This window comes from Mesorhizobium sp. P160927, assembly GCF_057766385.1.
On sequence record NZ_JBYMDW010000001.1, the window covers coordinates 4,257,237 to 4,283,221 of the forward strand.

The following is a 25,985-nucleotide window of genomic DNA, read 5'->3' on the forward strand; positions in this document are numbered from 1 at the left end:
ATCGAACAAGGCGGGGGCTTGTCTCCCGCCTTTTTCTTGAAGGAACTGACTTTGCCACCCGGAGACGCATCCGGGTTTGATCTCGCTTTCCGGAACCGGATCCTGAGTTGTGAAGACGGCAATCATATTCGACTGCGAGTTTCTCTGCCTTGAGGGGTCACAACGCCGATTCTGGTGCGCGGCCCACGATCCCGATCCGATCATCGCGCAGATCGGCGCGGCAAGGCTCGGCCTCGAAGGTGACTTCCCCGTGCTGGGCACGCACAAAGCCTATATCAGACCGGTCGACCGGTTTGGCGAGCGGTACACGCTCGATCCGTTCTTCATTGGACTGACCGGCATCACCGAAGAAATCATCGAGGCCGAGGGCGTTGCGCTGAAGGAGGCCCTGGCCGGCGTCGATCAGTTTTCCGCCGGAGCGCGGCTGTGGTCCTGGGGCAAGGACGAACTGAACATGATCGCCATCAGTTGCTATGCCGCCGGCATCAGGCCGCCTATCCCGGCCACCCGGTTCGACAATGCCGTCAAGCTGCTGATCGCGGCCGGCATGCCGATCGAGGACCTGGCAAGGACACCGAGCAACAAGCTTGCGGATTATTACGGCGTCGAACATCCGCCACTGCAGGGGCATGACGCGCTCGACGATGCGCTGTCCGTGACCTACACCCTGCAGCACCTGATGAAGACTGGAAAGCTGCGGCCGGAGACCTTCGGCCGTCCATAAACCGGAAGCGTTGGTGGTAGCCCTGCGCGCCTGGCGCTCAGATCACCGAATCGGTCCAGCGAACGATCTGCTGGGCCGCATCGCCGAAGGCCGCGTCGAGCGCGCTGACATAGGCCGGGTTGCCGCTGCCCGAAACGGGTGCCGATGCAGTGAAGCTCTTGGAAGCCTTCACTTCGCCGTTGCGGTCGTTGAGCAAGCGCACGAACAGGTCGACCTCGGCATGTTCACCGCCGTTGACGCGCACTTCGAAGGAGCGAACCTCGACGATCACCTGATAGTCGATCGCCAGCCCCTCGCCCGGCTTGCCGACGCCGGCAAAGCTGCCCGAGCGCTGGAACGTCTCGGCCAGCCGCGCCTGCACGATCAGCGGCAGCCGGTCAGCCCATTGCGCGCCCTTCAGATATTGGATCGAGCCGTCGGAGGGTTTGATGACTATGTTCTGGCTGTCCAGTGCCTTCAGTGCCGAAGGCTGGGCGATCAGGATTTGCTTTCGGCTATGGCCATGCGCGTCGACCGACGGTGCCGACAATTCGAACGTGTCGAGCGGTGCCGGCTTGCCGCCGAGCGCCGCGCAGCCGGCAACCGCCAGGACAAGCAGCGCCGCAGCCGATTTCAACCCGCTCGTTCCAAGCCTACTCAATCTCACGCGTGAGCCCCGTTATCCCCTGATCGCACGATCAACCCGCATTCACGAGCACTGTTCTTGCGGCGGGCCGATGCCGAAGTCAACGCCGCGCCCTGCCATCGAACTGCCGAACCTCGCCGTCGCCACCCGAAAGGATGCGTTGCGGATTGCGGCTGAGATCCGTCACCGCCTCCTCGATGCGGTTGATCGAGCGGCGGCTATCCTGCACCAGCGCCTCGACATTCTGCAGCCCCTGGCCCGAGAAGCGTGCCAGATTGTCGGTGATGACCCCAAGCCGGGCATTCAGCGTATCGGCAACCTGCTTGAACGATTTCAGCGTATCCCTGGCGTCGGCCATCACGCCGTCGGCCTGGCCCGAGCCGAGCAGCTTGTCGACCTTGGCGAGAATGCCGTCGACCCGCACCGAGGCGTCGTTGAGCCGTTGCGCCAGCTGCCTGGCGTCCTTGATCGTCTGGTCGATGTCATCAGCCCGATTGGCGATCTTGCCGGTCACCTCCGCGATATCGGCAGCCGCCTTGTTGGCGCTGTCGCTGGCCTTCTGGATGTTGGCGAGCGCTTGGCGCACCTGCCCCGGATCGATACCGTCGAGCACGCCATCGACCTTGGCCAGCGTGCCTTGAGTCTGCTTGGCGAAATCGTTGACCGATCCCACTGCCGTATCGACGTTCCTGATTACACCGTCCAGCTGCTGCGACGTTTGCTTGAGATTGCCCGTCACGGCATCGACATTGGCAACGATGCTCTTGATCTTGTCCTTGTCGACGGCATTGAGCAGGCCTTCCGCTGCTTTCAACGTGCCGTCGAGCTTGCCTGAAACGCCCTTCAGCTCATCGGACAACGCGCTGACGGCGGACAGGAATTTGTCAATGCCATCAGAATTCCTGGCCAATGCGTCGGAAAACGTCTGCACGTTCTGCACGGTCTGCGTCAGCGGCCCGCGCACATCCTTGGTAAAGCCTTCGAGTTCCGTCAGCACCTTGTCGGCGCGGGTGAAGATGTTTTGCGCCGTCTGCAGCAGATTGGTCACGGCAGAAGGATTGGCGACGATCTCGGCGACCTTGCCGTCCTTCTCGGCCTGATCGAGCAGCTTGACTTCCTTGGGGTCGGCGCCCTTGAGCTCGATATTGGCCTGCCCGGTGAGGCCGGCGAGGCCGATATCGGCCTGCGTCGACTTGGTGATGGGCGTCATCCGGTCGATCTCGGTGTCGGCGATGGCGACAGTCGGATTGTCGACGTCGATATAGACGCGCTTGACGTCGCCGACCTTGACGCCGTTGAACAGCACGAAGCTGCCGCGGCCGAGACCAGAGGCCGAGCCAGGAATGCGCACCCGCAGCAGCGTCGTCTCGCCCCTATCGCCGATCGCGGCCGTCCAATAGACGAAGCCGAACGCCGCCAGGATCGCAACCAGCGTGAAAATGCCGACAATGACGTAGTTGGCTCTAGTTTCCATTGCTTCACTTATGGCTATGCACGTGCGGCAAGATCAAGTTGCCGTGCGCGTTTTCCGCGGAAATAGGATTTTACCCACGGCTCCTCGCTCTTCAGCATGTCGTCGATCGTGCCTTCGACCAGCACCTTTTTCTTGCCGAGCACCGCCACGTGGTCGCAGGCGGTAAACAGCGTGTCGAGGTCGTGAGTCACCATGTAGACGGTCAGATCCATGGTGTCGCGCAGCTTGACGACAAGTTCGTCGAACTCGGCCGCGCTGATCGGATCGAGGCCTGACGTCGGCTCGTCGAGAAAAACGATGTCGGGGTCGAGCGCCAGGGCGCGGGCAAGTGCCGCACGCTTGATCATACCGCCGGAGAGCTCGGAGGGAAACTTCTGCGCCGCATCCGGCGGCAGTCCGACCAGCTCGATTTTCAGCAGCGCCAACTCGTCCATCAGCTTTCTTGGCAGATCGAGATATTCGCGCATCGGCACCTGCACGTTCTCCATCACGGTCAGCGCCGAAAACAGCGCCCCATGCTGGAACAGAACGCCAAGACGCATGTCGATGCGCAGCCGCTCGAGATCGCTTGCCTTGTCGACGTCGACGCCAAACAGTTTGATTGTTCCCGACTGCTTGGGCATCAGTCCGAGAATCGTTCGCAACAGCACGGACTTGCCGGCGCCCGAGGCACCGACGAACCCCAGTATCTCGCCGCGCTTGATGTCGAGCGACAGTTTGTCGAGGATCAGCTTGTCGTCGATGGCAACGGTGACATCGTGCACCGAAAGCACGATTTCGCTCTCGTCCGGCGCCTCAGTCGTGATTCCGTTTCCCTTTGCCATGTTACTAGAACTGGATCGCTGCGTAGAACATGGCGAAAAGTCCGTCGAGAATGATGACGACGAAGATCGACTTCACCACAGAAGCGGTCACGTGCTGCCCGAGCGATTCGGCACTGCCGCCGACCTTCATGCCCTCGACTGAAGCGATCGTGCCGATGATCATGGCCATGAACGGCGCCTTGATCAGCCCGGCGAAAATCGTGCTGAGATCGATTGCGACACGCAACCGGTCGATGAAGGCAGCGGGGGGGATATCGGAGTAGAGCCATGCGGCGATGATGCCGCCGCCGAGCGCGGCGAAATTGGCGATGATCGTCAGGCAGGGCAAGGCGATCACCAAGGCAACCAGACGTGGAAAAACCAGGACGCCGATCGGATTGAGGCCGATGACCTTCAGCGCGTCGACCTCCTCGCGCATCTTCATCGAGCCGATTTCGGCGGTGATCGCGCTGCCGGAGCGGCCGGCGATCATGATTGCCGTCATCAGCACGCCGAGTTCGCGCAGGATCAGCACGCCGACCAAGTCGACGACGAAGATGTCGGCGCCGAAATAGCTGAGCTGATACGCACCCTGCTGGGCCACGATGGCGCCGACGATCGCCGACATCAGCACGACCACGGGGATAGCGCCGACGCCCATGCGATCGATCTGGTTGAAGATCGCCGCCGGGTTCACGGCATGGCCACGGCCGAGCTTCATCTGCGCGCCGCGGATGGTGGCGCCCAATATGTTCATCGAGGCGAGGAAATCGTCGCGCATCTCGTAGACGCGGCGGCCCACCGCCTCCAGTGCCCGAATGACAATGTTGGGCGGTCGCGCCGGTCCGACTTCGGGTTCGCGCCGGACGGCTTCGCTCACCGCTTCGAGCAGGATGGAAGCGACGTCACTTTGGCCTTGCAGCCTTACCTCGACATTCTTCTTCTCGAAGACGCTGACCAGCCGGTCGATCAGCCAGGCGCCAGCGGTGTCGATCTTCTCGATTTTCGAAAGGTCGAGCGCCAACATCTTGAAACCGCTTCGTTTCTCGATCTTGCGCATCTCGGCGTCGATGAGCGCCACCGTCCGCGTCGTCCAGATGCCGGAGAACGCACAGCCGAGGACCCCATCCTCCTCGCCGACCGCGACGCGCGGGTCGTGGTCAGCCCCCGAGGCGGTCGTGCCGCTTGCGTCGCGTTTGCCGATGGTCAACATGGCGTCCTGTTTAGCCTGATGGGTCCGACCTTGTCGATTTGCCGACAACCCTTCTCGCATAGCCGGAGCAGAAAAATATGGCGCGTGTCATTTCGGTCGAGGCCGAGCGTTTTCCAATCGCCGGGACCTTCACCATTTCGCGCGGCTCCAAGACAGAGGCCGAGGTCATCACCTGCACGATCAGGCAAAACGGCCATGTCGGTCGCGGCGAATGCGTACCCTACAAGCGCTATGGCGAGACCATGGACGGTGTGAGCGGCGCGATCGCGGCGATGCGCGACCGGATCGCCGGCGGGATGGACCGCGCAGCCCTGCTCGACGCAATGCCTGCCGGAGCGGCGCGTAACGCCATAGACTGTGCCCTGTGGGACCTTGAAGCCAAGATCAACGGCAATCCGGTGGCGAACACGATCTGGCCGGCCCCGTTGCGTCAGCTCGAAACCGCCTACACGCTGTCGCTCGGCGAACCGGAGACGATGGCGGCGCAGGCCCGCGCCAATGCCGGCAGGCCGCTGCTGAAGGTCAAGATCGGCGGCGACAACGATGTCGCCCGCATCCAGGCGGTGAGGCAGGCGGCTCCAGGGAGCCGATTGATCCTTGATGCGAATGAAGGCTGGACCGACGAAAACATAGTCGCGAATCTCGCTTTTGCCGCGAAGCAAGACATCGCCCTGATCGAGCAGCCGCTGCCGGCGGGCCGTGACGGCATCCTGCGCCATATAGCCCATCCGGTGCCGATCTGCGCTGACGAGAGCGTCCATGAAGCAGGGAACCTCGAGGCGCTTGTCGGCCTCTACGACGCAGTCAACATCAAGCTCGACAAGTCCGGCGGGCTGACGGCGGCGCTCACCTTGCGCGACCGCGCCCGTGAGCTGGGTTTTGGCATCATGGTCGGCTGCATGGTCGGCACGTCGCTGGCAATGGCGCCGGCGGTGCTGCTCGCGCAAGGAGCGGATTTCGTCGACCTCGACGGCCCGCTGCTGCTTGCCCGGGATCGTGTGCCGGGTCTCGTTTACCAGGGATCGCTCGTCTCACCCCCGGACCGGGCTCTGTGGGGCTGAGCGCGCGGCAAGCCCGATCAGCATAAGGCCCACGATCGCGATCGGGATCATCGCCAGGAAACCATCCACGCCGAGACGGTCATAGAGCGGGCCCGAAACAAGTGTAACGGCGGCCATGAAGAAGCCGGTGAAGAAATAGGCGATGCCTTGCGCGGCACCCGTGCGCTCTTCGGGGACGGTCTCGCCGATCATTTTCTGCAGGCCGATCAGCACCATTGCGACAGACACCGAATGCAGCGACTGCACGGCAAAGAAGCCGGCGATGCCGAGGCCGAGCGGCCATATCAGTGGAAAGATGATCCAGCGCGCAACGGAGCCGATGCCGGCAATCACCATCACCTTGACGACGGACACGGAGGCGAAAATGCGGTTGAAAAACAGAAACATGCAGACTTCCGACACCACGCCCCACGCCCACAGGAGGCCGACAACGGAATCGCTGATGCCGATCGATTTCCAATAGATGGAAACGAAACCGTAGAGGAAGGCGTGGCTGGCTGTAATGATGCCGACGCCAAGGGTGAAGGAGAGGAAATAAGCGTTGAACAGGCTTGGCGCCGCGTGCTGGATTTCCACTGCCGACAGCGGCGAGGCTTTTCGCGGCCGTCCCATGCGCGGTGCCAGCAGGCCTGCGATCAGTGCCGCGCCAAGGGCAAGGACTATGATCACCGGGACGGCTCCAGGGCCGCTGGCCGCCAGGATGAAACCGCCCGCGACATTGGCCAGGAGATAACAGATCGACCCCCATTTGCGCATGCTCGCATAATTGGCCCCGAAGCGGCGCACGCCCGAAAGCGCCAGCGAATCGGCGATCGGCGAATGTGGCGTCCAGACAATGGTCAGCACCAGCGACACCGCCAGCACCGTCGCGTATGTCGGGGTCAGGAAGTATCCCGCGGACAGCAGCAGCGATGCGGCGACGAGCACGACATAGACATCGGCACGGTCCCTGGCTCGATCGGCAAGTGTCGTCAGCAGCGGCGTCGTTATTACGCGCAGGAACATCGGCGCCGCCAGGATGACGGCGATCTGCTCGGCATGAAACCCCTTGGCCTGCAACCAAAGCGGGAAATAGGGCAAATGGGTGCCAAGCGATATGAACAACGTGCCGAAGATCAGGCTCATGCGCAGTTCAAAACGGCTCGGCTTCACGAGTTGTTCGGGCGAAAGCGGTGGCAGCGGCATGAATCGATCCAATGACGCTGCGCTCAACGATCGGAGAGCAGCGCAAGCCGATCCTTAACATGAGGAAAAACCGGACGAAACCGGCTGGACCAGTCGATTAGCACCAGAAATCGCGGGGCCGGCTTCGGCTTCAGGCCGCCTGCACCACCCTGTCCTCGATCAGCATCGGGATGAAGGGCTCGTCAAGCGCTTCAGGCAACACATGCGCCCAGGTCAGGATTTCCATGCGGCCGTCGAAATGCTCGACCACGGCGGTGCAGCTCTCTACCCAGTCACCGGTGTTGATATATTGCACATCGCCGTAGCTTTCGATGGCGGCATGGTGGATGTGCCCGCAGATGACGCCGTCGACATGCGAGCGTCGCGCTTCCTCGCTGAGCACTGTCTGGAACGAGCCGATGAAGTTCACCGCCTTCTTGACCTTGACCTTGGCCCAGGACGAAAACGACCAGTAAGGCAGGCCGAGCAGCTGGCGCAACCGCGTGATCACCCGGTTGACCTGCATGGCGGCGTCGTAGGCATGGTCGCCGAGATAGGCGAGCCAGCGCTGGTTGTGGACGACGGTATCGAACTGGTCGCCATGGATGACCAGCAGCCGCCGGCCATCGGCGGTTTCGTGGATGGCGCGGTCGGCAACGACGATGCCGCCGAAATGCACGCCCTGGAACTGGCGGGCGAATTCGTCGTGATTGCCGGCGATATACGTGATCGAGGCGCCCTTGCGCGCCTTGCGCAGCAGTTTCTGCACGACGTCATTATGGCTTTGCGGCCAGTGCCAGCTGCGCCGCAGGCGCCAGCCGTCGACGATATCGCCCACCAGATAGATGATGTCGGCATCGTGGTAGCGCAGGAAGTCGATCAGGAAATCGGCCTTCGCCGCCTTCGAGCCCAGATGGACATCGGAAATGAACATGCTGCGGAAAGTGCGGGGCTCTTGGACTGACATCGCGGATTCACCCTTGCTTTCGAGCAGCCTATGCTCCGATTCATGCAACAACCGTATGACGGTTGCGATTGGTCCAGCGCTGGCGCTAGCCTGCCGCGCAAATCAAAGGAGAAAATCGTCATGGATCTCGGTATCCGCGGGAAGAAGGCCATCGTCTGCGCTTCGAGCAAGGGGCTTGGCCGTGGCTGCGCCATGGCGCTGGCCGAGGCGGGCTGCGACATCGTCGTCAATGGCCGCAATCCGGAGCTGGTCGCGAAAACCGCCGCGGACCTGCGCCAGCGCCATGGCGTGACGGTGACGGAAGTCGTCGGCGACGTTTCGAAGCCGGAGATACAGAAAGCGCTGCTCGCCGCCTGTCCGGAACCCGACATCCTCGTCAACAACAATGGCGGACCGCCATTGCGCGATTTCCGCGAACTCGATCGCGGAAAAATCCTTGAAGGCGTGACCCAGAACATGGTGACGCCGATCGAACTGGTGCAGGCGGTCATTGACGGCATGGCTGCGCGCGGCTTCGGGCGCATCGTCAACATCACCTCGCTATCGGTCTATGTCCCCATACCCGGCCTTGACCTGTCATCGGGCGCGCGCGCCGGACTGACCTCGTTTCTCGCCGGTGTGGCGCGCACGGTGATCGAGCGCAACGTGACCATCAACAGTCTCTTGCCCGGCAAGCTCGACACCGACCGACTGCGCGGCCCGCATGAGGCTGGCACGCCAGAGGATCCCAAGGCGGCCGCGGCGCGCAAGACCCGCATCAGTGCCGACGTGCCGGCCAAACGGCTCGGCACGCCGGAGGAATTCGGCCAGATCTGCGCCTTTCTCTGCTCGGTCCATGCCGGCTATCTGACCGGGCGGAACATACCCGTCGATGGCGGTCTCTACGTCAGTGCTTTCTGACCAGGATGTCGGCAAAGCGGTGCGAAACACCCGGCATGTAACCGCCGTAAGTGCCTGACATTTAATGACCTTCGACGCGCTGGCGCTTAAAGCTGCCGGCGCGTCAATTAGCGTCGCGAAAAACCTTGGCCTCATGCTAAAAGGACTCCCGAAGCAGGTTTCGAGGAGCGGCCGCATGGAAGGCGAGAACAAGAAAACGGCACGTTCGGACCTCGACGAAGCCGCGCTTTATTTCCACAAGCACCCGACGCCGGGAAAGCTCGAGATCCAGGCGACCAAGCCGCTCGGCAACCAGCGCGACCTGGCGCTCGCTTATTCGCCCGGCGTCGCCGCCCCTTGCCTCGAAATCCGCGACAATCCGGCGACCGCCGCCGACTACACGGCGCGCGCCAACCTTGTCGGTGTCGTATCGAACGGCTCGGCCGTGCTCGGCCTCGGCAATATCGGGCCGCTCGCCTCCAAGCCGGTGATGGAGGGCAAGGCGGTCCTGTTCAAGAAGTTCGCCGGCATCGACGTCTTCGACATCGAGATCGACGCGCCGGAAATCGAGCGCATGGTCGAGACCATCGCCGCTCTGGAGCCGACCTTCGGCGGCATCAACCTCGAGGACATCAAGGCGCCGGAGTGTTTCGAGGTCGAGGAACGCCTGAAGGCTCGGATGAGCATACCGGTTTTCCATGACGACCAGCACGGCACAGCCATCATCGTTGCCGCCGCGGTGCTCAACGGGCTGGAGTTCGCCGGCAAGACCATCTCGGACATCAAGGTCGTCACCTCCGGCGCGGGTGCTGCCGCGCTTGCCTGTCTCAATCTTCTCGTTTCCCTGGGCGTGCGCGTCGAGAACATCTGGGTCACCGACCGGTTCGGCGTCGCCTACAAGGGCCGTGTCGACGAGATGGATCGTTGGAAAGACCCTTATGTGAAGGACACCGACGCGCGCACGCTGGCCGACGTCATGGCGGGCGCCGATGTTTTCCTCGGTCTCTCCGCCGCCGGCGTGCTGAAGCCGGACCTGCTGCAACACATGGCACCGAAGCCGCTGATCCTGGCGCTGGCCAATCCAAATCCGGAGATCATGCCGGAAGTGGCGCGCGCGGCCCGTCCGGACGCCATGATCTGCACCGGACGGTCCGATTTTCCCAATCAGGTCAACAACGTGCTTTGCTTCCCCTACATCTTCAGGGGTGCGCTCGACTGCGGCGCCAGCGCCATCAACGAGGAGATGAAGATGGCGGCGGTGCGGGCCATTGCCGCCCTTGCCCGCGAAGAGCCTTCCGATGTCGCCGCGCGCGCCTATTCCAGCGAGACGCCGGTCTTTGGCCCCGAATTCCTGATCCCCTCGCCCTTCGATCCGCGCCTCATCCTGCGCATTGCGCCGGCGGTGGCCAAGGCAGCCTGCGACACCGGTGTGGCGACACGGCCGATCACCGACTTCGCCGCCTATATCGACAAGCTCAACCGCTTCGTCTTCCGCTCCGGCCTGGTGATGAAGCCGGTGTTCTCCTCCGCCAAGGCCTCCAGCGCCAAGCGCGTCATCTACGCCGACGGCGAGGACGAGCGCGTGCTGCGTGCCGCCCAGGTTGTGCTTGAGGAGGGCATCGCCGAACCGATCCTGATCGGCCGGCCGCACGTCGTCGAGGTCAGGCTGAAGCGTTATGGCCTGCGCATCAAGCCCGGGGTCGATTTCGGCCTGATCAACCCGGAGGACGATCCGCGCTACCGCCACTATGTCGACCTCCTGATCGAACTCGCCGGCCGCCGCGGCGTGACGACGGAGGCCGCGCGCACCATGGTGCGCACCGACAACACGGTGATCGCCGCACTTGCGCTGAAGCGCGGCGATGCCGACGCCATGGTCTGCGGCCTCGAAGGCCGTTTCGAGCGGCATCTGCGCAATGTGACGCTGATCATAGGGCCGCGCACCGGCATCAAGGACCGGGACCTGTCGACGCTATCCATGCTGATCTCGCAACGCGGCATCATCTTTCTCACCGACACCCACGTCTCCGTCGACCCGACGGCCGACGAGATCGCCGAGATGACCGTGCTGGCGGCGGAAGAAATCCAGCGTTTCGGCATCGAGCCGAAGGCGGCACTCTTGTCGCATTCGGATTTCGGCTCGCGCGATTCGCCGAGCGCGCTGAAGATGCGTCAGGCCGCGGCCATTCTGGCGCGCATCGCGCCGGAGCTGCAGTGCGACGGCGAAATGCACGCCGATTCCGCTTTGTCGGAGCATCTGCGCCAGCGCGTCTATCCGCATTCGCGCCTGAAGGGCGAAGCCAATCTCCTGGTGTTCCCGAACCTCGACTCGGCCAACATCACGCTGACGGCGCTGCGGGCCATGATGGATGCCTTGCATGTCGGCCCCATCCTTCTCGGCACCGACAAGCCGGCGCACATATTGACACCCTCGGTGACCTCGCGCGGCGTCGTAAATATGACCGCGCTGGCGGTGGTCGAAGCCGCGCATAAGGCACAGGCGATCGCCAATCTGGACTGAACCGGCGGTCGCGATCGGATTGATCCGGCCCCGATTGAGGCATGGTGGCGACGCGACACGCCACATTCGCGGATCGAGTGTTGCGAGCCGACAACTCTTAACCGAGAATCCGGCATCGGACGAATGCGTCTCGGACCGGGTCAATTTGATATGGTCACGCCGTCTGATTGGGCAGTGAAAATGTCATGAGAGCCCTGTTGCTCGCGTCGGCAATGCTGATTGTGGTTGGCGGACAGGCGTTTGCCGCCGACGCCATCGGGCTGGAGCCGGCCGCGCATGACTGGTCCGGCGTCTATGTCGGCGAGCATCTTGGCTAGGGGTTCGGCAAAACCGACGCGACCTACAACCTGCCCAACACGCTAGCGGTACCGGGCACGCAGGACTACGACATCGACGGCTGGGCGGTGTCCAGATCGGCTACAATTACCAGGTCAATTCCACGGTTCTGGGGATCGAGTCCGATATTTCGGGCGCCGATGTTCCGACGAGGTCAATGTCGGCGGAGGCGATGTCTACGATACCAAGGTGGATTGGTTCGGGTCGATCCGCGCCAGGGCTGGCTATGCCTTCGGCAGCACTCTTGTCTACGGGACCGGCGGCCTCGCTATCGGGGTGTCGAGAACCGGTATCTCGATGGCCCCGCCGACAGCTATTCCGAAAAGAACACCAAAATTGGCTGGACGATTGGCGCGGGGCTGGAGCAGGCAATCACCGATCATTGGTCGGCAAATGCCGAATATCGATACGTCGACCTGCGGGATCAGACGATCAACTACGCGCCGAACTCCAGCACGACTTTCGACAACACGTTCAGTACCGTCAGGATCGGGATGAACTACAAGTTCTGATGGCCCACCCGGCCATTGCCAGACTGATGGGTACATCGAATGCGCGCGGCTTTTCGGCCGGCAACCAAGCAACTTCCGAAATGGACGATTAACCGCGAACGGGGTAGCCTTGGCGACCACAGGCAAGCGGGATCGAGGCGGATGGCGAGCGGAGGTTTGAAGCAGGCGCATGCTGCCGTGCTGCTTGGCCTCCTGCTGTCCGGCGTGGTGGTCAGCGAGCCCCAGGCCGCTTCGCGGGTCTGCCGTCAACTGGAGGCCGAGCTCGCCGCGACCTCACGCGGCGGTGGCGGTAGCCCGGCAATGGTCCGGAAATACGATGCCGCGATCGAAAGGCAGCGCCAACAGATCTCGAAAGCTCGCGGTCAGGCGAGCAGCGCCGGCTGCGGGTTCTCGTTGTTTTCGCGCAACATCAACCAGTGTGCCGGGCTGAACGCCACCATTGAGCGCATGACCGCCAATCTCGACAGTCTGCAGGCCAAGCGCGCCCAACTAGCCGGCAGCGGCCCACACCGCGACCGGGGCCGTATCCTGGCGGCGCTCGATGCCAATGACTGCCGTGACGATGCGGTGTCCCCCCGCCGCGCGCCTCCGCTGGAGGCGAATCGTGAAGATGGAGGCAATGCGAATCTCTTCGACCAGCTTTTCGGCGGCGACAACCGCCAGGTCGATACATTGGACCAGCCGGACGCTCCCGGCGAGGAACGCAATGTCGGCCGCGTCCTGAACCTGCCCGGCGCTCCAGACGCTCCGGGCAGTGGCGGCGAGTTCCACACCAGTTGCGTGCGCACCTGCGACGGCTATTTCTTCCCGATGTCGAACGCCGCCTCGCCCGGCGATTTCGAGCGCGACCAGAAGAATTGCGAATCGGCCTGTCCCGGCACCGAGATGCAGGTCTTTTATTCGCGCGGCATGGACGATGATTCGGCATCGATGATGTCATCGGTCACCGGCAGGCCCTACGGCGAATTGCCGACCGCCTATCTCTACAAGCAACCCAACATGTCGCGGCCGCCCGCTTGCGGCTGCAACGCCGCGCAGAATTTCCAGATCATTGGCGGCAACTCGCCAAGCCCACAACAGTCACAGCCCGAACCGGAAGCGGCGCCGCTCGTTCCGGTACCGGCCTTAAAGCCCGATCCGGGTGCCGACCCGGAGACCCTGGCCAATAGGGACGGCGGGCTCGACCGTGAGGCCATCAAGCGCCTCTCGGCCAAGCCTGTGACATCGCCCGTTTCGGCCGTGCCTCCGGACCAGCGCAAGGTCAGGGTCGTCGGGCCAACGTTCCTTCCCGACCCATCAGGGGCAATAGATCTGCAAGCTCCGGCCCCGAAGGCAGTCCAGTAAGGGCAAGCCTGAGCGGCATGAACAGCGCCTTGCCCTTGCGGCCGGTCGCTTCCCTGATCTTGCCGGTCCAATCCTTCCAGATCGTCCCGTTCCACGGCTCCTCAGGCAGGAGATCGAGCGCCTGGTGAAGAAAATCGCGGTCGTCGTCGGAAAAGTCGGGCTTCTCCCGCGGCCCTTCGCGCAGGACGCGCCACCAGGCACCCGCATCCGCCAGCCGGTCGAGATTGCCGCGCACCGCCAGCCAGAATGGTTCGGCCTGCTCACCGGCAATACCTAGCACCATCAGCCGGTCCCGCGCCTCGTCGAACGGCATATTATGCAGCAGCACCCGGTTGAGCACGAACAGTTCGGCCGGATCGAACTTGGACGACGATTTCGAGGTCGCGGCCGGGTCGAAATGGCTGGCGAGTTCGGTCAGGTCATGCGCGGCCGCGACATTCTCGGACGTGCCGACCAGTACGGCCAGCGAAGCGACGGCCATCGGCTCGATGCCGTCATCGCGCAGGCTCTCGATGGAAAGTGCGCCAGTGCGCTTCGACAGCCCCTCGCCCGAGACGGTGGTCAGGAGATTGTGGTGCCCGAAGACGGGCGGCTCGGCACCCAGCGCCTTGAACAGGGTGATTTGCACGCCGGTGTTCGTGACATGATCGTCGCCGCGGATGACATGGCTGACACCCATCTCGATGTCGTCGACGACGGAGGGCAGCGTGTAGAGATAGGTGCCGTCCTCACGCACCAGCACCGGATCGGACAGCGAGGCCAGATCCACCGTCTCCTCGCCACGCACCAAATCGTCCCAGCGGATCTCGGTGCGCTCCGGCTGCAGCGGATCGCCAGAGAAATTGGGCAGCAGGAAACGCCAGTGGGGCCGGCGCCCATCGGCCTGATATTCGGCCACCTGCTCTGTCGTCAGCGCCAATGCCTCGCGGCCATAGACCGGCGGCAGGCCTCGCGTGCGGCGCACCTTGCGCCTGAGATCGAGTTCTTCCGGCGTTTCGTAGCAGGCGTAAAGAACACCCGCCGCCTTCAGCCGCTCCACCGCCGCGTCATAGATTTCGAAGCGCCGCGACTGATACTCGGTGGCATCTGGGAAAATGCCCAGCCAGTGCAAGTCGTAAAGGATGGCGTCGGCGAATTCCTGCTTCGAGCGGGCGATGTCGGTGTCGTCGAAGCGCTGGATGAAGCGGCCCTTGTTGTTGAGGGCAAACAGCCAGTTGAACAGAGCGGTGCGCGCATTGCCGATGTGGATGCGGCCGGTCGGTGACGGGGCGAAACGAACGGTAACTGTCATAAGCGGGGCGTACCGGATGCCTTTGTGATTGACAAGATGCGCCCCCGCGCCGTGCCGAAGACATAGAACATGGCGGCTGGAATGAAAAGACCGGGCCGGCAGGCGGCGCAAGGCCCCCCATGAGAGGGCAAGCAGCCGACGGAGCCGACGAACGGGTGGTTGACGACGATCAGCGGCCGAAGTCGTCTGAACTCAGGCGGGTCCAGCGGTCGCCCATTAAGCCGCCGATAGCGATGTCGCCGGAGCGGACCGCTTGCGCAACCTCGGCGATTCGCGAGCGGACCATCGTCCCGCCGGCATAGCGGAAGAAGACATTCCTGTAGCCGAAGAGGTGAGGCATGAACTTGCCCTGGGTCTGCCCGGTGATGCCTGCGCAGCCCATATCCCGCGCTGCCGCGACGAGGCCGTCCAGCGTCGCGCCCCAGTGGTGTCCGGAAGTCTGGATTTGCAGCAGGACCGCCATGTCTCCGACTCGGCCGTAAAAGGCATAGCAACCGAGCATTTTGCCTGTCTCATCGTAAGTCCCGCCGAAATGAAGTGGTCCGTCGGCCTGCTTCTCGGCCGCCAGCGCGAGCAGCCGCGGCAGTTCGCCGTCCTTCCAACTCGGCCGAAGAGCGTAATCGGAGAGAAGGGTCGGCAGCCGCTCGGCGAACTGCGCGGCATTGATCGGCTCCGCATGGACCCGATGCGACGATGAAGGCTGGAAAGGCGACCCGAACCTTCGCTTCGCGACAGCGTCGAGTGCTCTCGCGCACGGGTCGAGTGCCAAGCGAGGCAGGCCGGGCCATTTACGGTGCAGCGCGGCGGCGGCCATCGCGGCTGGCCGGAAGATGCAGGTCCATCCCAGGCAATGGACCGGCAGGAGCTGGTATTTCATCGGTCGCGCGAAGGCCAGGGACACCCGGTTGGCCGAATCCGTCAGTTGCAGATCGAATTCGCCTTGGTGCAAGGCGCGCAGCAATTGCGGTCCTGCCGAGCCATCATCGGCGCCGGTGTCGGCCATGAACGGACCGATGATCGCCGCATTCAATCCAGCGCCGTTAAACTCGTAACGGGCTTTCAGGACGCCGAGGAACCCGCCCAGATCGCCCTGCCGGGTGATCTGGACAAGAGCGCTGCTCGCACCGGGTTGGCCGGCGGGGTCAAGATAGATCTTTCTCATGTATTCGGCCGTCTCCTCGATAGCGCGATCGAGGAGGTGACGCCGGCCGCGGCGAAACTTCGTCAGGAAGAGTGCCGCGACGCGCTCGAGATCTTCGGCGGCGAGTGGCCGAACCGAGCCGTGCTGGGAATCCAGCACCGACGGGGCGGTCACCTTTTGCGCGCCGGCATTTGCGGAAACGAGATGCATCGTAAACACCGAAAAGTTGCTTTTACAGAATACAGCAACCAAAAGTAGAAACAACGAATCTCGGCCGGTAACGTAAACAGACGTCACGCACTCGGGACTTTGGCCTCGCCCTGCGATTGCGAGCGCCACATGGCTCGCCGGCTTATGGCACCGATAGAGGTGGCCCCCGACAGGAGCCGGAGGCCACCTTGGGTCACATCACGAGGCCCTTGGTAAGTTCCAGCGCCTGGCGCTCGAACAGGCGGCGGTAGATGCCACCCTTCAGCCGGATCAACTCGTCATGCGAGCCTTCCTCGACGATCTTGCCGCGATCGAAGACCAGCAGCCTGTCGAGCGCCCGCACCGTCGAAAGCCGATGCGCGATGACCAGTGTCGTGCGGCCGACCATCAGCCGTTCCATCGCCTGCTGGATGAGCACCTCCGATTCCGAATCGAGGCTCGACGTCGCCTCGTCCAGGATCAGAATGCGCGCATCGGCCAGGAAAGCGCGGGCGATCGCCACGCGCTGGCGCTCGCCGCCCGACAGTTTCACGCCACGTTCGCCGACCAGCGTGCCATAGCCCTTTGGCAGGCTGGTGATGAAGTCGTGCGCGCTCGCCAGCCTGGCGGCATGCTCGATCTCCTCCTGCGTCGCGCTTGGCCTGGCATAGGCGATGTTTTCGGCCAGCGACCGGTGGAACAGGATTGGTTCCTGCTGAACGATGGCGATCTGGCCGCGCAGCGACGCCTGGGCGACCTGCGAGATATCCTGGCCATCGATCACGATCTTTCCCGCATTCACGTCATAGAGCCGCTGGATGAGCTTGACGAACGTTGTCTTGCCCGAACCCGAGTGACCAACGAGCCCGACACGTTCGCCCGGCGCGATATCCACCGAAAAGTCGCGGTAGAGCGGCGACCGGTGACTGCCGTAGTGAAAGGTGACGTTGTCGAAGGCGATGTGGCCCTGCGTGATCGCAATCGGTTCGGCGCCGGGCGTGTCTTCGATGCCGAGCGGTTCGGATTGGAAATCGACCAGTTCCTCCATGTCGTTGATCGAACGCTGCAAATTGCGGATATGCGTGCCGATATCGCGCAAATAGCCTTGCAGCACGAAGAACGAGGTCAGCACGAAAGCGACATCGCCGGCGCTCGCCTGCCCCCACGACCACAGCATCAGCGCCAGCCCGATCACGGCGGCCCGCATGAGCAGCAGCAGCGCCCCTTGCGTGGTGCCGTTGATGGTGCCGCGCACCCAGGTGCGCCGCGTGCGGTCGCGCCATTTGGCGACCACCGTGGCGAGGCGGCGCTCTTCGCGCGCCTCGGCGCCAAAGCCCTTGACCACGGCATTGCAGCTGACCGCGTCGGCCAGCGAGCCGCCGAGGCGCGTGTCCCAGGTGTTCGCAAGCCTTGCCGCGGGCGCGACATAGCCAAGCGACAACATGGCCGTCACCGTGATGAACAGCAGGGAGCCAGCCGCGACGACCGCGCCCATCAGCGGCCAGAACCAGCCGAGCAGCAGCGTCGAGCCGGCGAGCATGACCACCGACGGCAGCAGCGCGATCAGGATCGTGTCGTTGAGCAGGTCGAGCGCCCACATGCCGCGCGTCACCTTGCGCACCGTCGAGCCGGCAAACGAGTTGGCATGCCAGTCGGTCGAAAAGCGCTGAACGCGATGGAAGGCGTCGGCCGCGATGTCGGCCATCATCTTGAGTGTCAGCTCAACGATGCCCATGAAGGCAAGATTGCGCAACACGACGCCAGTCAGCGCCAGCGCCATCAAAAAGGCAAATGCCGTCATCGCGGCGTTCCAGGCAATGGCATCCGCTCCGGCGCTGCTGGCGACAGCATCGACCAGCCGACCGGAATAGAGCGGCGTCAGCACGTCGGCCAGCGTCGACAGCAGGAAGCCGCCCATGATGAGCGAGAGCCGCCAAGGCTGACGCCGCCAATGGGTAAGTGTGAAGCCAAGAACGCTGCGAAAGGCGCTCGCGCGCAAATCGATCTTGAAACGAGCCATGATGTCATTCGGACGCAAAACGAGCCCGATCCCAGTAAGGTCGAAAATTGAAAAGCCGCGATAGGGCAGGTGATGCCCGGGATGCGGAGTGGCATATTGGTGTCGAGCCCCTCGGGAGGGCGGCGACCGGCATCGGCATAAGCTTGAACTCGATCCGGCTTCGGCACGAGAGACAGACCCTCGCGGAGCACCGGATGAGACCTAAGCTTCGCGGCCTCGCATTACCATTTGAAATACTGCCATTCGGACCTCCCGCAAATGAATCGCGGAACGGTCCTTATAGGGACAGCCCGACGCATCGCCAAGACCAGCCCGTCCCCAAAGCGTATCTGGTTCAGTCACTGAGGTTATTTTGCAACAACGGCTGGTGGACGCTTGCTCGCCGGCGCACGGTTTGCCCCGATCTCGCTTCTGCGTAACAGTGACCCCGACTATCCTGAAGACCGCGGTAGGAGATCTTGCAGCATGGCGAAGCTCATTTTCAGAATGAACCAATCCCTCGATGGTTACGTCGACCACCTGGCAATGCCCTCACGCCCCACTATCTTTCGTCACTGGATAGACCAAGTGCGCGACCTTGCCGGTAGTGTATACGGTCGCGGCATGTACGAGGTCATGCGTTATTGGGACGAAGACCGTCCCGAGTGGAGCGCGGAAGGGCACGAATTCGCGGCGGCGTGGAGGAGCCAACCGAAATGGGTCGTGTCGCGCTCGCTGAAGTCAGTCGGCCCCAACGCCACACTTGTCCGGGATGACATCGAGGCGGTGATACGTGGGCTGAAGGCTGGTCTCGCTGGGGAGATTTCGCTGTCTGGACCCAACCTCGCACGAAGCGCAACCGACCTCGGTCTGATCGACGAATATCAACTCTACTTGCACCCGGTCGTGCTTGGCCACGGCAAACCATTCTTCGCAGGCCCTCGGCCACCACTGCGCTTTGTGGCCAGCGATCGGATTGACGATGACGTGATCAGGTTGACCTACGTTCCTGCCTGATCCGCCGATGCACATCCGGCATCGATCCACTAGCCGCGATCCCGGAATCGGTTGGTGATGGGATAGCGGCGGTCGCGGCCGAAATTCTTCCTGGTGATCTTCACGCCCGGTGCCGCCTGCCGGCGCTTGTACTCGGCGATGTAGAGCAGATGTTCGATGCGCGCCACCGTCGCCCGGTCATGGCCGCGCGAGACGATGTCGTCGACGCCCATCTCGTTCTCGACCAGGCATTCGAGGATGTCGTCCAGCACCGGATAAGGCGGCAGCGAATCCTGGTCGGTCTGGTTCTCGCGCAATTCGGCCGATGGCGCCTTGTCGATGATGCTCTTCGGGATCACCTCGCCCGAAGGCCCGAGCGCACCCGGCGGCACATGGCTGTTGCGCCAGCGCGAGAGCGCGTAGACCTGCATCTTGTAAAGGTCCTTGATCGGATTGAAGCCGCCATTCATGTCGCCGTAGAGGGTAGCGTAGCCGACCGACATCTCGCTCTTGTTGCCCGTGGTGACGACCATCGAGCCGAATTTGTTTGAGATCGCCATCAGGACGGTGCCGCGCGCGCGGCTCTGCAAATTCTCCTCGGTGATGCCTTCCTTGGTGCCTTCGAACAATTGCGTCAGCGCATGCAAAAAGCCTTCGACGGGCTCGAAGATCGGGACGATGTCATAGCGGCAGCCGAGGGCGCGGGCGCAGTCCTCGGCGTCCTTGAGGGAATCCTTCGAAGTGTAGCGATAAGGCATCATGACGGCACGCAGCCGTTCCTCGCCCAGCGCATCGACGGCCAATGCGGCACAGATCGCGGAATCGATGCCGCCGGAAAGGCCAAGCACCACATTCTTGAAGCCGTTCTTGTTGACGTAATCGCGCAGGCCAAGCATGCAGGCGCGGTAGTCGGCCTCCTCCTTGTCCGGGATTTTCGACATCGGTCCTTCCGAACAGACCCAGCCGTCATCGGTACGTTTCCAGGTGGTGACGTCGACCGCGTCCTCGAACTGACTCATCTGGAAGGCGAGCGTCTTGTCCGCCCCGATAGCGAAGGAGGCGCCGTCGAAGATCAGCTCGTCCTGGCCGCCGAGCTGGTTGGCGTAGATGATCGGCAGGCCACATTCGATGACTTGCTTGATCACGACCTGGTGGCGAACGTCGATCTTGGCGCGATAATAGGGCGAGCCGTTCGGCACCAGCAGGATTTCCGCGCCGCTTTCGGCCAGCGTCTCGCAGACCGCGACGTCGCCCCAGATGTCCTCGCAGATCGGTATGCCGATGCGCACGCCGCGGAAGTTGACCGGTCCCTGGATCTCGGGCCCGGCCTGGAAGACGCGCTTCTCGTCGAATTCACCGTAGTTGGGCAGATCGAGCTTGTAGCGTTCGGCGATGATCTTGCCGCCATCGGCGAAGACGATGGAATTATGCGTGCCGCTCTTGCGCTTCAGCGGCGTACCGATGATGACGCCCGGACCGCCATCGGCGGTATCCGCGGCAAAATCCTGCGCTGCCCGCTCGCATGCCTTGAGGAAGGCCGGCTTGAGCACCAGATCCTCCGGCGGATAGCCGGCGAGGAAAAGCTCGGTGAAGAGCACAAGGTCGGCGCCTTGGCGGGCGGCATCCGCCCTCGCCTCGCGCGCCTTGGCGAGGTTGCCGGCGACATCGCCGACAGTCGGGTTGAGCTGGGCGATGGCGATACGCAGTATGTCAAGCTTCTTGGTCATGCTGCTGACTTAGCGCGGCGGAATTCACCTCGCAATGGCGTTCGTTTGGACCAATTCAGCCGTCAATCGTCGCCCATATACTCGCGCAGCGATTGCGGAGAGTGGTTTTCGCCGATCGACATCGCCAGGATGCGCGAGAGATGCCGGCGCGGCAGGCCTGTCTCGCCGGCCCAGCGGTTGATCTGGACCTGGATCTTGTCGAGGTCCTTCTTCGATGTCGGGTTGTCCGCGATGTCGAGACCCGAATCGCGAAGGGCTGCCGCCATGTCGGCGGAAATGACGAAAGCATCCCAGCCCAGCCAGCGCAAAAAATACTGGCCGGTGTTGCCGCCGAGCCGGCTGCCATGCTTGCCGAGATAGGTCATCAGCCCGACTTGGTCATCGGCGGGCCATTCGGCGAGAAAATTGCCGAAGCCGCCATGTTCCCGGGACACGCGCTCGACGAAGGCGGCGTTGTCGCGAACGGACCTGATCTTCTGCGGATTGCGCACGATGCGCTGGTCGGAAGCCAGGTCGTGCCAGAAATCCTCGGGCTGGAACAAAAGCCGCTTCGGCTCGAAGCGCAGGAACGCTTCCTCGAAACCGGGCCATTTCTGCTCGATGACGCGCCAGACGAAACCGGCGGCAAAGACGCGTTCGGCCATGGTCGACAGGATACGGTCGTCGGTGACGTCGGCCACCGCCGCGTTGTCGGGTATCGGACCCAACAGCGAGATCAGTTCCGCCTCACCACCCTTGCGATTTGCCGCACGAGCGCGAATTTTCTTGAAGTCGGCCATCGGTCCCCCTCGGTTCGCCTCAATCTAGCACTTCCCGCCCGGGCCGGCAGCCTCTACCTCTAGCGCGGCAAAGCGCTTGGAGACGGCCATGAACAAGACGATCGACGATCTGGCGAACCGTTGGCTGAAGCGAAAGCCGGATGGGCTGAGCCAGTTGGAAAGCCGGGTGCTGCAAAGCACCATCGAACGTACCACCATCACCAGGGACACCAACAAGGCCGTCGCTTTCCACCAGACCTTTGGCGACCGTCTTGCCGATACGATCGCCCGCGTCGGCGGCTCCTGGTCGTTCATCCTGACCTTCATCGCCTTCCTGATCGTATGGACATCAGGCAATGTCTGGCTGTTGTCGCGCGATGCGTTCGACCCCTATCCCTTCATCTTCCTCAACCTCGTCCTGTCGATGGTCGCCGCCTTGCAGGCGCCGGTGATCATGATGGCGCAGAACCGCCAGACCGAACGCGACCGTATCGACGCCGCCCACGACTACGAGGTCAATCTGAAGGCCGAGATCGAGATCATGGCGCTGCATGAGAAGCTGAACGAGCTGCGCCACAGCCAGATCATCGGCATGCGTGACGAAATCGGGCGGCTGGCGGAAGTGGTCAAGCGGATCGACGAAAGGCTGTCACAGCAGTCGGCGTCATGAGCGAGGCGATCCACCATTTCATCGAGCAATACGGGTTGCTGGCGGTTTTTCTCGGCTGTGTGGCCGAAGGCGAAAGTGTCGCGATCCTGGGAGGCTTCTTCGCCCACCAGCATGTTTTCGTGCTGTGGCACGCCTTTGTCGCGGCAGCGCTGGGCGCCTTCGCTGGCGACACCTTTTTCTTCATCCTCGGCAGGAGTTTCGCTGATAATCGCCATGTCGTCAGGCTGCGCCGGCGGCCCGGCTTTCGCCGCGCCTACCGCCTGCTCAACACCCATCCCAACATCTTCGTGCTGTCGAACCGCTATGTCTACGGCATGCGCCTGGTCGGCGGCATCGCGGCCGGCCTTTCAACCATAGCGGCGCCGCGCTTCGTCATCCTCAACGCCATTTCCTCGGTCATCTGGGCGGTCCTGTTCAGCACGATCGGCTATGTCTTCGGATTGGGAGCCGAACAGTTGATTGGCCAGGCGCTGATGAAGCACGAGCGGCTGTTCGTCGGGCTCGGCATCGGCCTTGCCGTGGCCGTGCTTGCCTGGTTTGTCGCCCGCAACATCGCCAAGCGGGAGCGCGACAAGGAGTTTTGACCGTCAGTCGATGCCGAGCGCCTGGTCCCCCCGATCGAGGATGAGCGGGATGATCAGGTCCTCCTCATCGGCCAGATGCCGGGTCAGCATCGCGATCAGTCGGCTGTTTTCGTCGGCATAGGTATCGGCGGCGAAGCGCTGCTTATCCTCACTCTCCTGAAGTGTACGGATGAAGGCGTTCGCCGCCTCGGCGTTGCGCTCCAATCCTTCATGGATGGTGTGGTGGTCGGCATCGAGAATCTCGAAACCGCGCGTCAGACGGGGCTCCGCCTTGGTGAAGGCCGGGAAATACTGGTAATCCTCGACATTGTGGTGGCCGTCGAGATGCCCGAGAAAATGGTTGAGGCGCGGCGCGAACCAGCGCGCGAAGTCGGGAGCCGTCAGTCTGCCTTCGCGATAGTTGCCAATGCCGCCGGTGAGCATGCCGCCGAGTTCGCGAAACATGTCATGCCGCTGCAGCCACATATTGGCCATGCCGTGAATGTTGGCGTGAGCCTGCCAGTTCTCTCGCGGATACTTTTCGGCCAGCCAGCGCAGGTCTTCCGGCAGGCCCAGGCGTTCAAGAAGCGAGGAATTCGTGACCTCTGCCATGACGGTCTCCTTTGGTGACTGTCATATAGGGATCAAAGTCTCAGATCGGCACCCCCGTAATGCGCTCGATGAGAGCGATGCCCCAGACGCCGCCGGCAATCACGACTGAAATCAGCACCGCCAGCGAGCCGCAATCCTTGGCGAGCTGGATATCGATATGGAATTCACGAGAAATTGCATCGCACGCCGCCTCGATGCCGGTGTTCAGCACTTCGACCATGATCAAGAGGAGCACCGCGCCGATCAGTAGCGCGTAACCGCGCCACGACACTGAAACGAACCAGCCAGCGGGCAAGGCCAGCACCAGCAGCATCAGTTCCTGCTGGAAAGCCTTCTCGCTAACCGCAAGTTTGCGAAATGCCCGCACCGAATTGATAAATGCATCGATCAGCCGCTGCATGCCAAGGCCCCTCTCGGAATCACCGGCCCGGGATAAAGCAATGCCCCGATCAATGGAATAAGGCGGATCGTCCAAATTTCATTCGGCGACCGGTATGGCCGGTGTCGACTTTTCAAACTGCGGCAGCCCATCGTCGATCGAATAATAGTCGCCCTTGTCGCCGACGAAGATATGACATTCGCCCTTGAGCGCTGTCGGCTTGTCGAATGATCCGGCCATGACCGAGATATAGTCTTGATCCATTGCCTTCCAGAACAGCAGCGACCCGCATGTCTTGCAAAAGCCGCGCCTGGCGAAGCCCGACGCTTCATACCAGGTGATGCTTTCCGTGCCTTCGATCGCGATGTCGACGTCGGCAACATTGGTCGCGGCATAGAAATGCCCGCTCTGTTTGCGGCATTGCGAACAATGACAGTAGACAACGCCACGCAGTGCCCCACTTGTCCGGAAGCGAACCGCGCCGCACAGGCATGATCCCTGGTGACTGTCGCTCATTTCGGCACTCCTCGAAGACATCTTGCCTAGCATCCTTGTCAAGATTCCAGCTTTGCGGTGGTTACGCGCAAGCAAATGCGACATCGATTGGTGTGACGAATTCGAAATTCAGTTTCGTTGCCAGCAGCACGCCGCAGGGTTCCGAATTCAAAAACACCAAACAGAGGTGTTTTCCCACGATGGCGGCGCAAAAATTCACGCGCTCACAGCTCCAGCTAGGGAAGAACCTGGGAAATCGGGTGAATTAAGGAAACTTTAGCGCTGTCGCAACTATGATCTCTCAAAGCGAAGGGCGCGGGTGGGGACGCACCTCTTCGCAAGATGTTCTGGAGCATCGGGTGCGCTCCCCAGGTCGGCGATCAATGGACCCGCGAATTTCACGTCGGGACCCAAGGGGAAGAGTGAATCAGACATGCAGCCGGCAGCAGCCCCGACCGAACGAAGCACCAACATTGCAAGCACCGTTGTTGCGACCATGCATCAGCTTGGCGTGCTCGGCCTGCCGCGCAACTATGAGATTTTCTATGAGGCCTTGAGCGGCACCAACCGCGAGCTCGGTCTTGCCGTTTTGTCGCTGAGCAGCCGGCCGACTCAGGATGAGCTGGATCAGATCGGGCGCACCTTCTTCGCCCACAACCATGGTCCCGGCATCGTCGAACACGCCAGGGACGTCATCGCCCGGGAACTCGAGGAAGTCGCCTCGCTCCTGCGCAGCGAGCGCAGCCATATCGAAAAATACGGCCGGATTCTCGGTGAGACATCCAGTGGCCTGAGCAACCGCAGCCTTCTCTCCCAGGATCTTCTGCAAAAGATCGCCAACGCAATGACGATCGCAACCAATTCGACGATCGATCACGGTCGGCAGGTCGCCGCGACGCTTAGCGACAAGACGGCCGAGCTTGAGAGCGTCAAGTCGAAGCTCGAGGAATATAAGCGGCTGGCCGATACGGATCCGTTGACCCAGATCTGGAATCGTCGCGCTTTCGACAAGGAAATCGCCAGGATCTACAACAGCAACAAGGGTATTCTGTTCAATGCCCTTGTCCTCGTCGACATCGACCGGTTCAAGGACATCAATGACCGCTATGGCCATCCTGTCGGCGACAAGATCATCCAGATCATCGCCGAGATTTTCCAGACCAGCATTCGCGGCGACATGTTCGTCGCCCGAACCGGCGGCGAGGAGTTCGCGCTGATCATCGAGGGCGCCAGCGAGGACGCAACCTACGAAATCGTGGAACGCATTCGCGCCCTGGTCGAGCAGACGCCGTTCACCAGCAGCCAGACCGGCATGAATTACGGCACCGTGACGGTGTCGATGGGCATCTGCATGGCATCAGAGGCCGAAGGCCCCGAAGACCTCTACACCAAGGCGGATCGGGCGCTCTACCGCTCCAAGGTCAGCGGGCGCAACCGCGTCACCAGGCATTCAGGCATGGCAGGGCGCGCCGGCAAAAGCTGGCTGCTCTACAAGAAAGACTGAGGCTTTCGCTTTTCCCGGTTGCGCCGACGCGGTCGGAA

The 25,985-nt window shown here is 62.4% G+C and carries 25 protein-coding genes; 11 read left to right on the forward strand and 14 right to left on the reverse strand.

The genetic code is table 11. The features are described from left to right. The first annotated feature begins 109 nt into the window (after positions 1-109). Positions 110-724: a 3'-5' exonuclease family protein gene (locus AC3CB8_RS20825; protein WP_352565275.1), complete on the forward strand. Its 615-nt coding sequence runs from the start codon at positions 110-112 to the stop codon at positions 722-724. Positions 725-761: 37 nt separating this feature from the next. Here AC3CB8_RS20825 and AC3CB8_RS20830 read toward each other — a convergent pair whose 3' ends face one another. The 4 genes from AC3CB8_RS20830 to AC3CB8_RS20845 all read right to left on the reverse strand — a co-directional run bounded on the left by AC3CB8_RS20830 (position 762) and on the right by AC3CB8_RS20845 (position 4,839). Further along, positions 762-1,340: an ABC-type transport auxiliary lipoprotein family protein gene (locus AC3CB8_RS20830; RefSeq protein ID WP_023770099.1), complete on the reverse strand. Its 579-nt coding sequence runs from the start codon at positions 1,338-1,340 to the stop codon at positions 762-764. A 109-nt stretch (positions 1,341-1,449) separates the two neighbouring features. Further along, a complete protein-coding gene (locus AC3CB8_RS20835) occupies positions 1,450-2,823 on the reverse strand; it encodes an MlaD family protein (protein ID WP_352565273.1) in 1,374 nt (457 codons plus the stop codon). A gap of 14 nt (positions 2,824-2,837) precedes the next feature. Then, entirely contained in the window at positions 2,838-3,647 is an 810-nt protein-coding gene (locus AC3CB8_RS20840) for an ABC transporter ATP-binding protein (RefSeq protein ID WP_023783273.1), read from the reverse strand. A 4-nt stretch (positions 3,648-3,651) separates the two neighbouring features. Then, on the reverse strand, positions 3,652-4,839 hold the full coding sequence (locus AC3CB8_RS20845; RefSeq protein ID WP_023770096.1) for an ABC transporter permease: 1,188 nt from the start codon (positions 4,837-4,839) through the stop codon (positions 3,652-3,654). 77 nt (positions 4,840-4,916) lie between these two features. Here AC3CB8_RS20845 and dgcA point away from each other — a divergent pair, with 77 nt between their 5' ends. Then, on the forward strand, positions 4,917-5,900 hold the full coding sequence (gene dgcA / locus AC3CB8_RS20850; protein ID WP_023770095.1) for an N-acetyl-D-Glu racemase DgcA: 984 nt from the start codon (positions 4,917-4,919) through the stop codon (positions 5,898-5,900). Here the strand turns inward: dgcA and AC3CB8_RS20855 are convergent. Both AC3CB8_RS20855 and AC3CB8_RS20860 read right to left on the reverse strand, forming a co-directional pair. Further along, positions 5,871-7,085, reverse strand: coding sequence for an MFS transporter (locus AC3CB8_RS20855; RefSeq protein WP_352565271.1), 1,215 nt, complete (start codon positions 7,083-7,085; stop codon positions 5,871-5,873). The two genes, dgcA and AC3CB8_RS20855, sit on opposite strands and share 30 nt — an antisense overlap. A gap of 130 nt (positions 7,086-7,215) precedes the next feature. Next, a complete protein-coding gene (locus tag AC3CB8_RS20860; RefSeq protein ID WP_032922358.1) occupies positions 7,216-7,998 on the reverse strand; it encodes a UDP-2,3-diacylglucosamine diphosphatase in 783 nt (260 codons plus the stop codon). A 153-nt stretch (positions 7,999-8,151) separates the two neighbouring features. On the opposite strand from AC3CB8_RS20860, the gene AC3CB8_RS20865 reads away from it, so the two are divergent. The 5 genes from AC3CB8_RS20865 to AC3CB8_RS20885 all read left to right on the forward strand — a co-directional run bounded on the left by AC3CB8_RS20865 (position 8,152) and on the right by AC3CB8_RS20885 (position 13,623). After that, positions 8,152-8,931, forward strand: a complete 780-nt coding sequence (locus tag AC3CB8_RS20865; protein ID WP_352595487.1) for an SDR family oxidoreductase — start codon at positions 8,152-8,154, stop codon at positions 8,929-8,931. Between the two features lie 175 nt (positions 8,932-9,106). Next, on the forward strand, positions 9,107-11,431 hold the full coding sequence (locus AC3CB8_RS20870; RefSeq protein ID WP_352565267.1) for an NADP-dependent malic enzyme: 2,325 nt from the start codon (positions 9,107-9,109) through the stop codon (positions 11,429-11,431). A gap of 185 nt (positions 11,432-11,616) precedes the next feature. Then, on the forward strand, positions 11,617-11,748 hold the full coding sequence (locus tag AC3CB8_RS20875; RefSeq protein ID WP_352565265.1) for a hypothetical protein: 132 nt from the start codon (positions 11,617-11,619) through the stop codon (positions 11,746-11,748). A 213-nt stretch (positions 11,749-11,961) separates the two neighbouring features. After that, positions 11,962-12,279 (forward strand): outer membrane protein, encoded by a 318-nt coding sequence (locus AC3CB8_RS20880; RefSeq protein ID WP_352565263.1) that lies wholly within the window; start codon positions 11,962-11,964, stop codon positions 12,277-12,279. A gap of 141 nt (positions 12,280-12,420) precedes the next feature. Next, positions 12,421-13,623 carry a DUF2865 domain-containing protein gene (locus tag AC3CB8_RS20885; protein WP_352565262.1) on the forward strand — a complete coding sequence of 401 codons (1,203 nt, stop codon included), beginning with the start codon at positions 12,421-12,423 and terminating at the stop codon, positions 13,621-13,623. On the opposite strand, the gene AC3CB8_RS20890 is transcribed toward AC3CB8_RS20885, so the two are convergent. The 3 genes from AC3CB8_RS20890 to AC3CB8_RS20900 all read right to left on the reverse strand — a co-directional run bounded on the left by AC3CB8_RS20890 (position 13,541) and on the right by AC3CB8_RS20900 (position 18,264). Beyond that, positions 13,541-14,914 (reverse strand): glutamate--tRNA ligase, encoded by a 1,374-nt coding sequence (locus AC3CB8_RS20890; RefSeq protein ID WP_352565261.1) that lies wholly within the window; start codon positions 14,912-14,914, stop codon positions 13,541-13,543. The two genes, AC3CB8_RS20885 and AC3CB8_RS20890, sit on opposite strands and share 83 nt — an antisense overlap. 169 nt (positions 14,915-15,083) lie before the next feature. Beyond that, positions 15,084-16,319 carry a hypothetical protein gene (locus AC3CB8_RS20895; protein ID WP_352595490.1) on the reverse strand — a complete coding sequence of 412 codons (1,236 nt, stop codon included), beginning with the start codon at positions 16,317-16,319 and terminating at the stop codon, positions 15,084-15,086. A 139-nt stretch (positions 16,320-16,458) separates the two neighbouring features. Next, on the reverse strand, positions 16,459-18,264 hold the full coding sequence (locus tag AC3CB8_RS20900; protein ID WP_352565257.1) for an ABC transporter ATP-binding protein: 1,806 nt from the start codon (positions 18,262-18,264) through the stop codon (positions 16,459-16,461). Between the two features lie 465 nt (positions 18,265-18,729). Here AC3CB8_RS20900 and AC3CB8_RS20905 point away from each other — a divergent pair, with 465 nt between their 5' ends. Further along, positions 18,730-19,260: a dihydrofolate reductase family protein gene (locus AC3CB8_RS20905; protein ID WP_023770086.1), complete on the forward strand. Its 531-nt coding sequence runs from the start codon at positions 18,730-18,732 to the stop codon at positions 19,258-19,260. Positions 19,261-19,289: 29 nt separating this feature from the next. Here the strand turns inward: AC3CB8_RS20905 and AC3CB8_RS20910 are convergent, their stop codons facing one another. Continuing rightward, positions 19,290-20,966 (reverse strand): NAD+ synthase, encoded by a 1,677-nt coding sequence (locus AC3CB8_RS20910; protein WP_023783265.1) that lies wholly within the window; start codon positions 20,964-20,966, stop codon positions 19,290-19,292. 62 nt (positions 20,967-21,028) lie between these two features. After that, positions 21,029-21,745, reverse strand: a complete 717-nt coding sequence (locus AC3CB8_RS20915; RefSeq protein WP_023783264.1) for a DNA-3-methyladenine glycosylase I — start codon at positions 21,743-21,745, stop codon at positions 21,029-21,031. A gap of 88 nt (positions 21,746-21,833) precedes the next feature. Here AC3CB8_RS20915 and AC3CB8_RS20920 point away from each other — a divergent pair, with 88 nt between their 5' ends. After that, positions 21,834-22,394, forward strand: a complete 561-nt coding sequence (locus AC3CB8_RS20920) for a DUF1003 domain-containing protein (RefSeq protein ID WP_352726465.1) — start codon at positions 21,834-21,836, stop codon at positions 22,392-22,394. Next, entirely contained in the window at positions 22,391-22,978 is a 588-nt protein-coding gene (locus AC3CB8_RS20925; RefSeq protein ID WP_023770082.1) for a DedA family protein, read from the forward strand. The genes AC3CB8_RS20920 and AC3CB8_RS20925 overlap by 4 nt, the downstream gene beginning before the upstream one ends. Positions 22,979-22,981: 3 nt before the next feature. Here AC3CB8_RS20925 and AC3CB8_RS20930 read toward each other — a convergent pair whose 3' ends face one another. The 3 genes from AC3CB8_RS20930 to AC3CB8_RS20940 form a co-directional block, all read right to left on the reverse strand. Continuing rightward, on the reverse strand, positions 22,982-23,569 hold the full coding sequence (locus tag AC3CB8_RS20930) for a hemerythrin domain-containing protein (RefSeq protein WP_023770081.1): 588 nt from the start codon (positions 23,567-23,569) through the stop codon (positions 22,982-22,984). Between the two features lie 40 nt (positions 23,570-23,609). Next, a complete protein-coding gene (locus AC3CB8_RS20935; protein WP_015317648.1) occupies positions 23,610-23,969 on the reverse strand; it encodes a diacylglycerol kinase in 360 nt (119 codons plus the stop codon). A 78-nt stretch (positions 23,970-24,047) separates the two neighbouring features. After that, on the reverse strand, positions 24,048-24,464 hold the full coding sequence (locus AC3CB8_RS20940) for a GFA family protein (protein ID WP_023770080.1): 417 nt from the start codon (positions 24,462-24,464) through the stop codon (positions 24,048-24,050). A 412-nt stretch (positions 24,465-24,876) separates the two neighbouring features. Between AC3CB8_RS20940 and AC3CB8_RS20945 the strand changes: the two genes are divergently transcribed. After that, entirely contained in the window at positions 24,877-25,947 is a 1,071-nt protein-coding gene (locus tag AC3CB8_RS20945) for a GGDEF domain-containing protein (protein ID WP_023791393.1), read from the forward strand. The last annotated feature ends 38 nt before the right edge of the window (positions 25,948-25,985 follow it).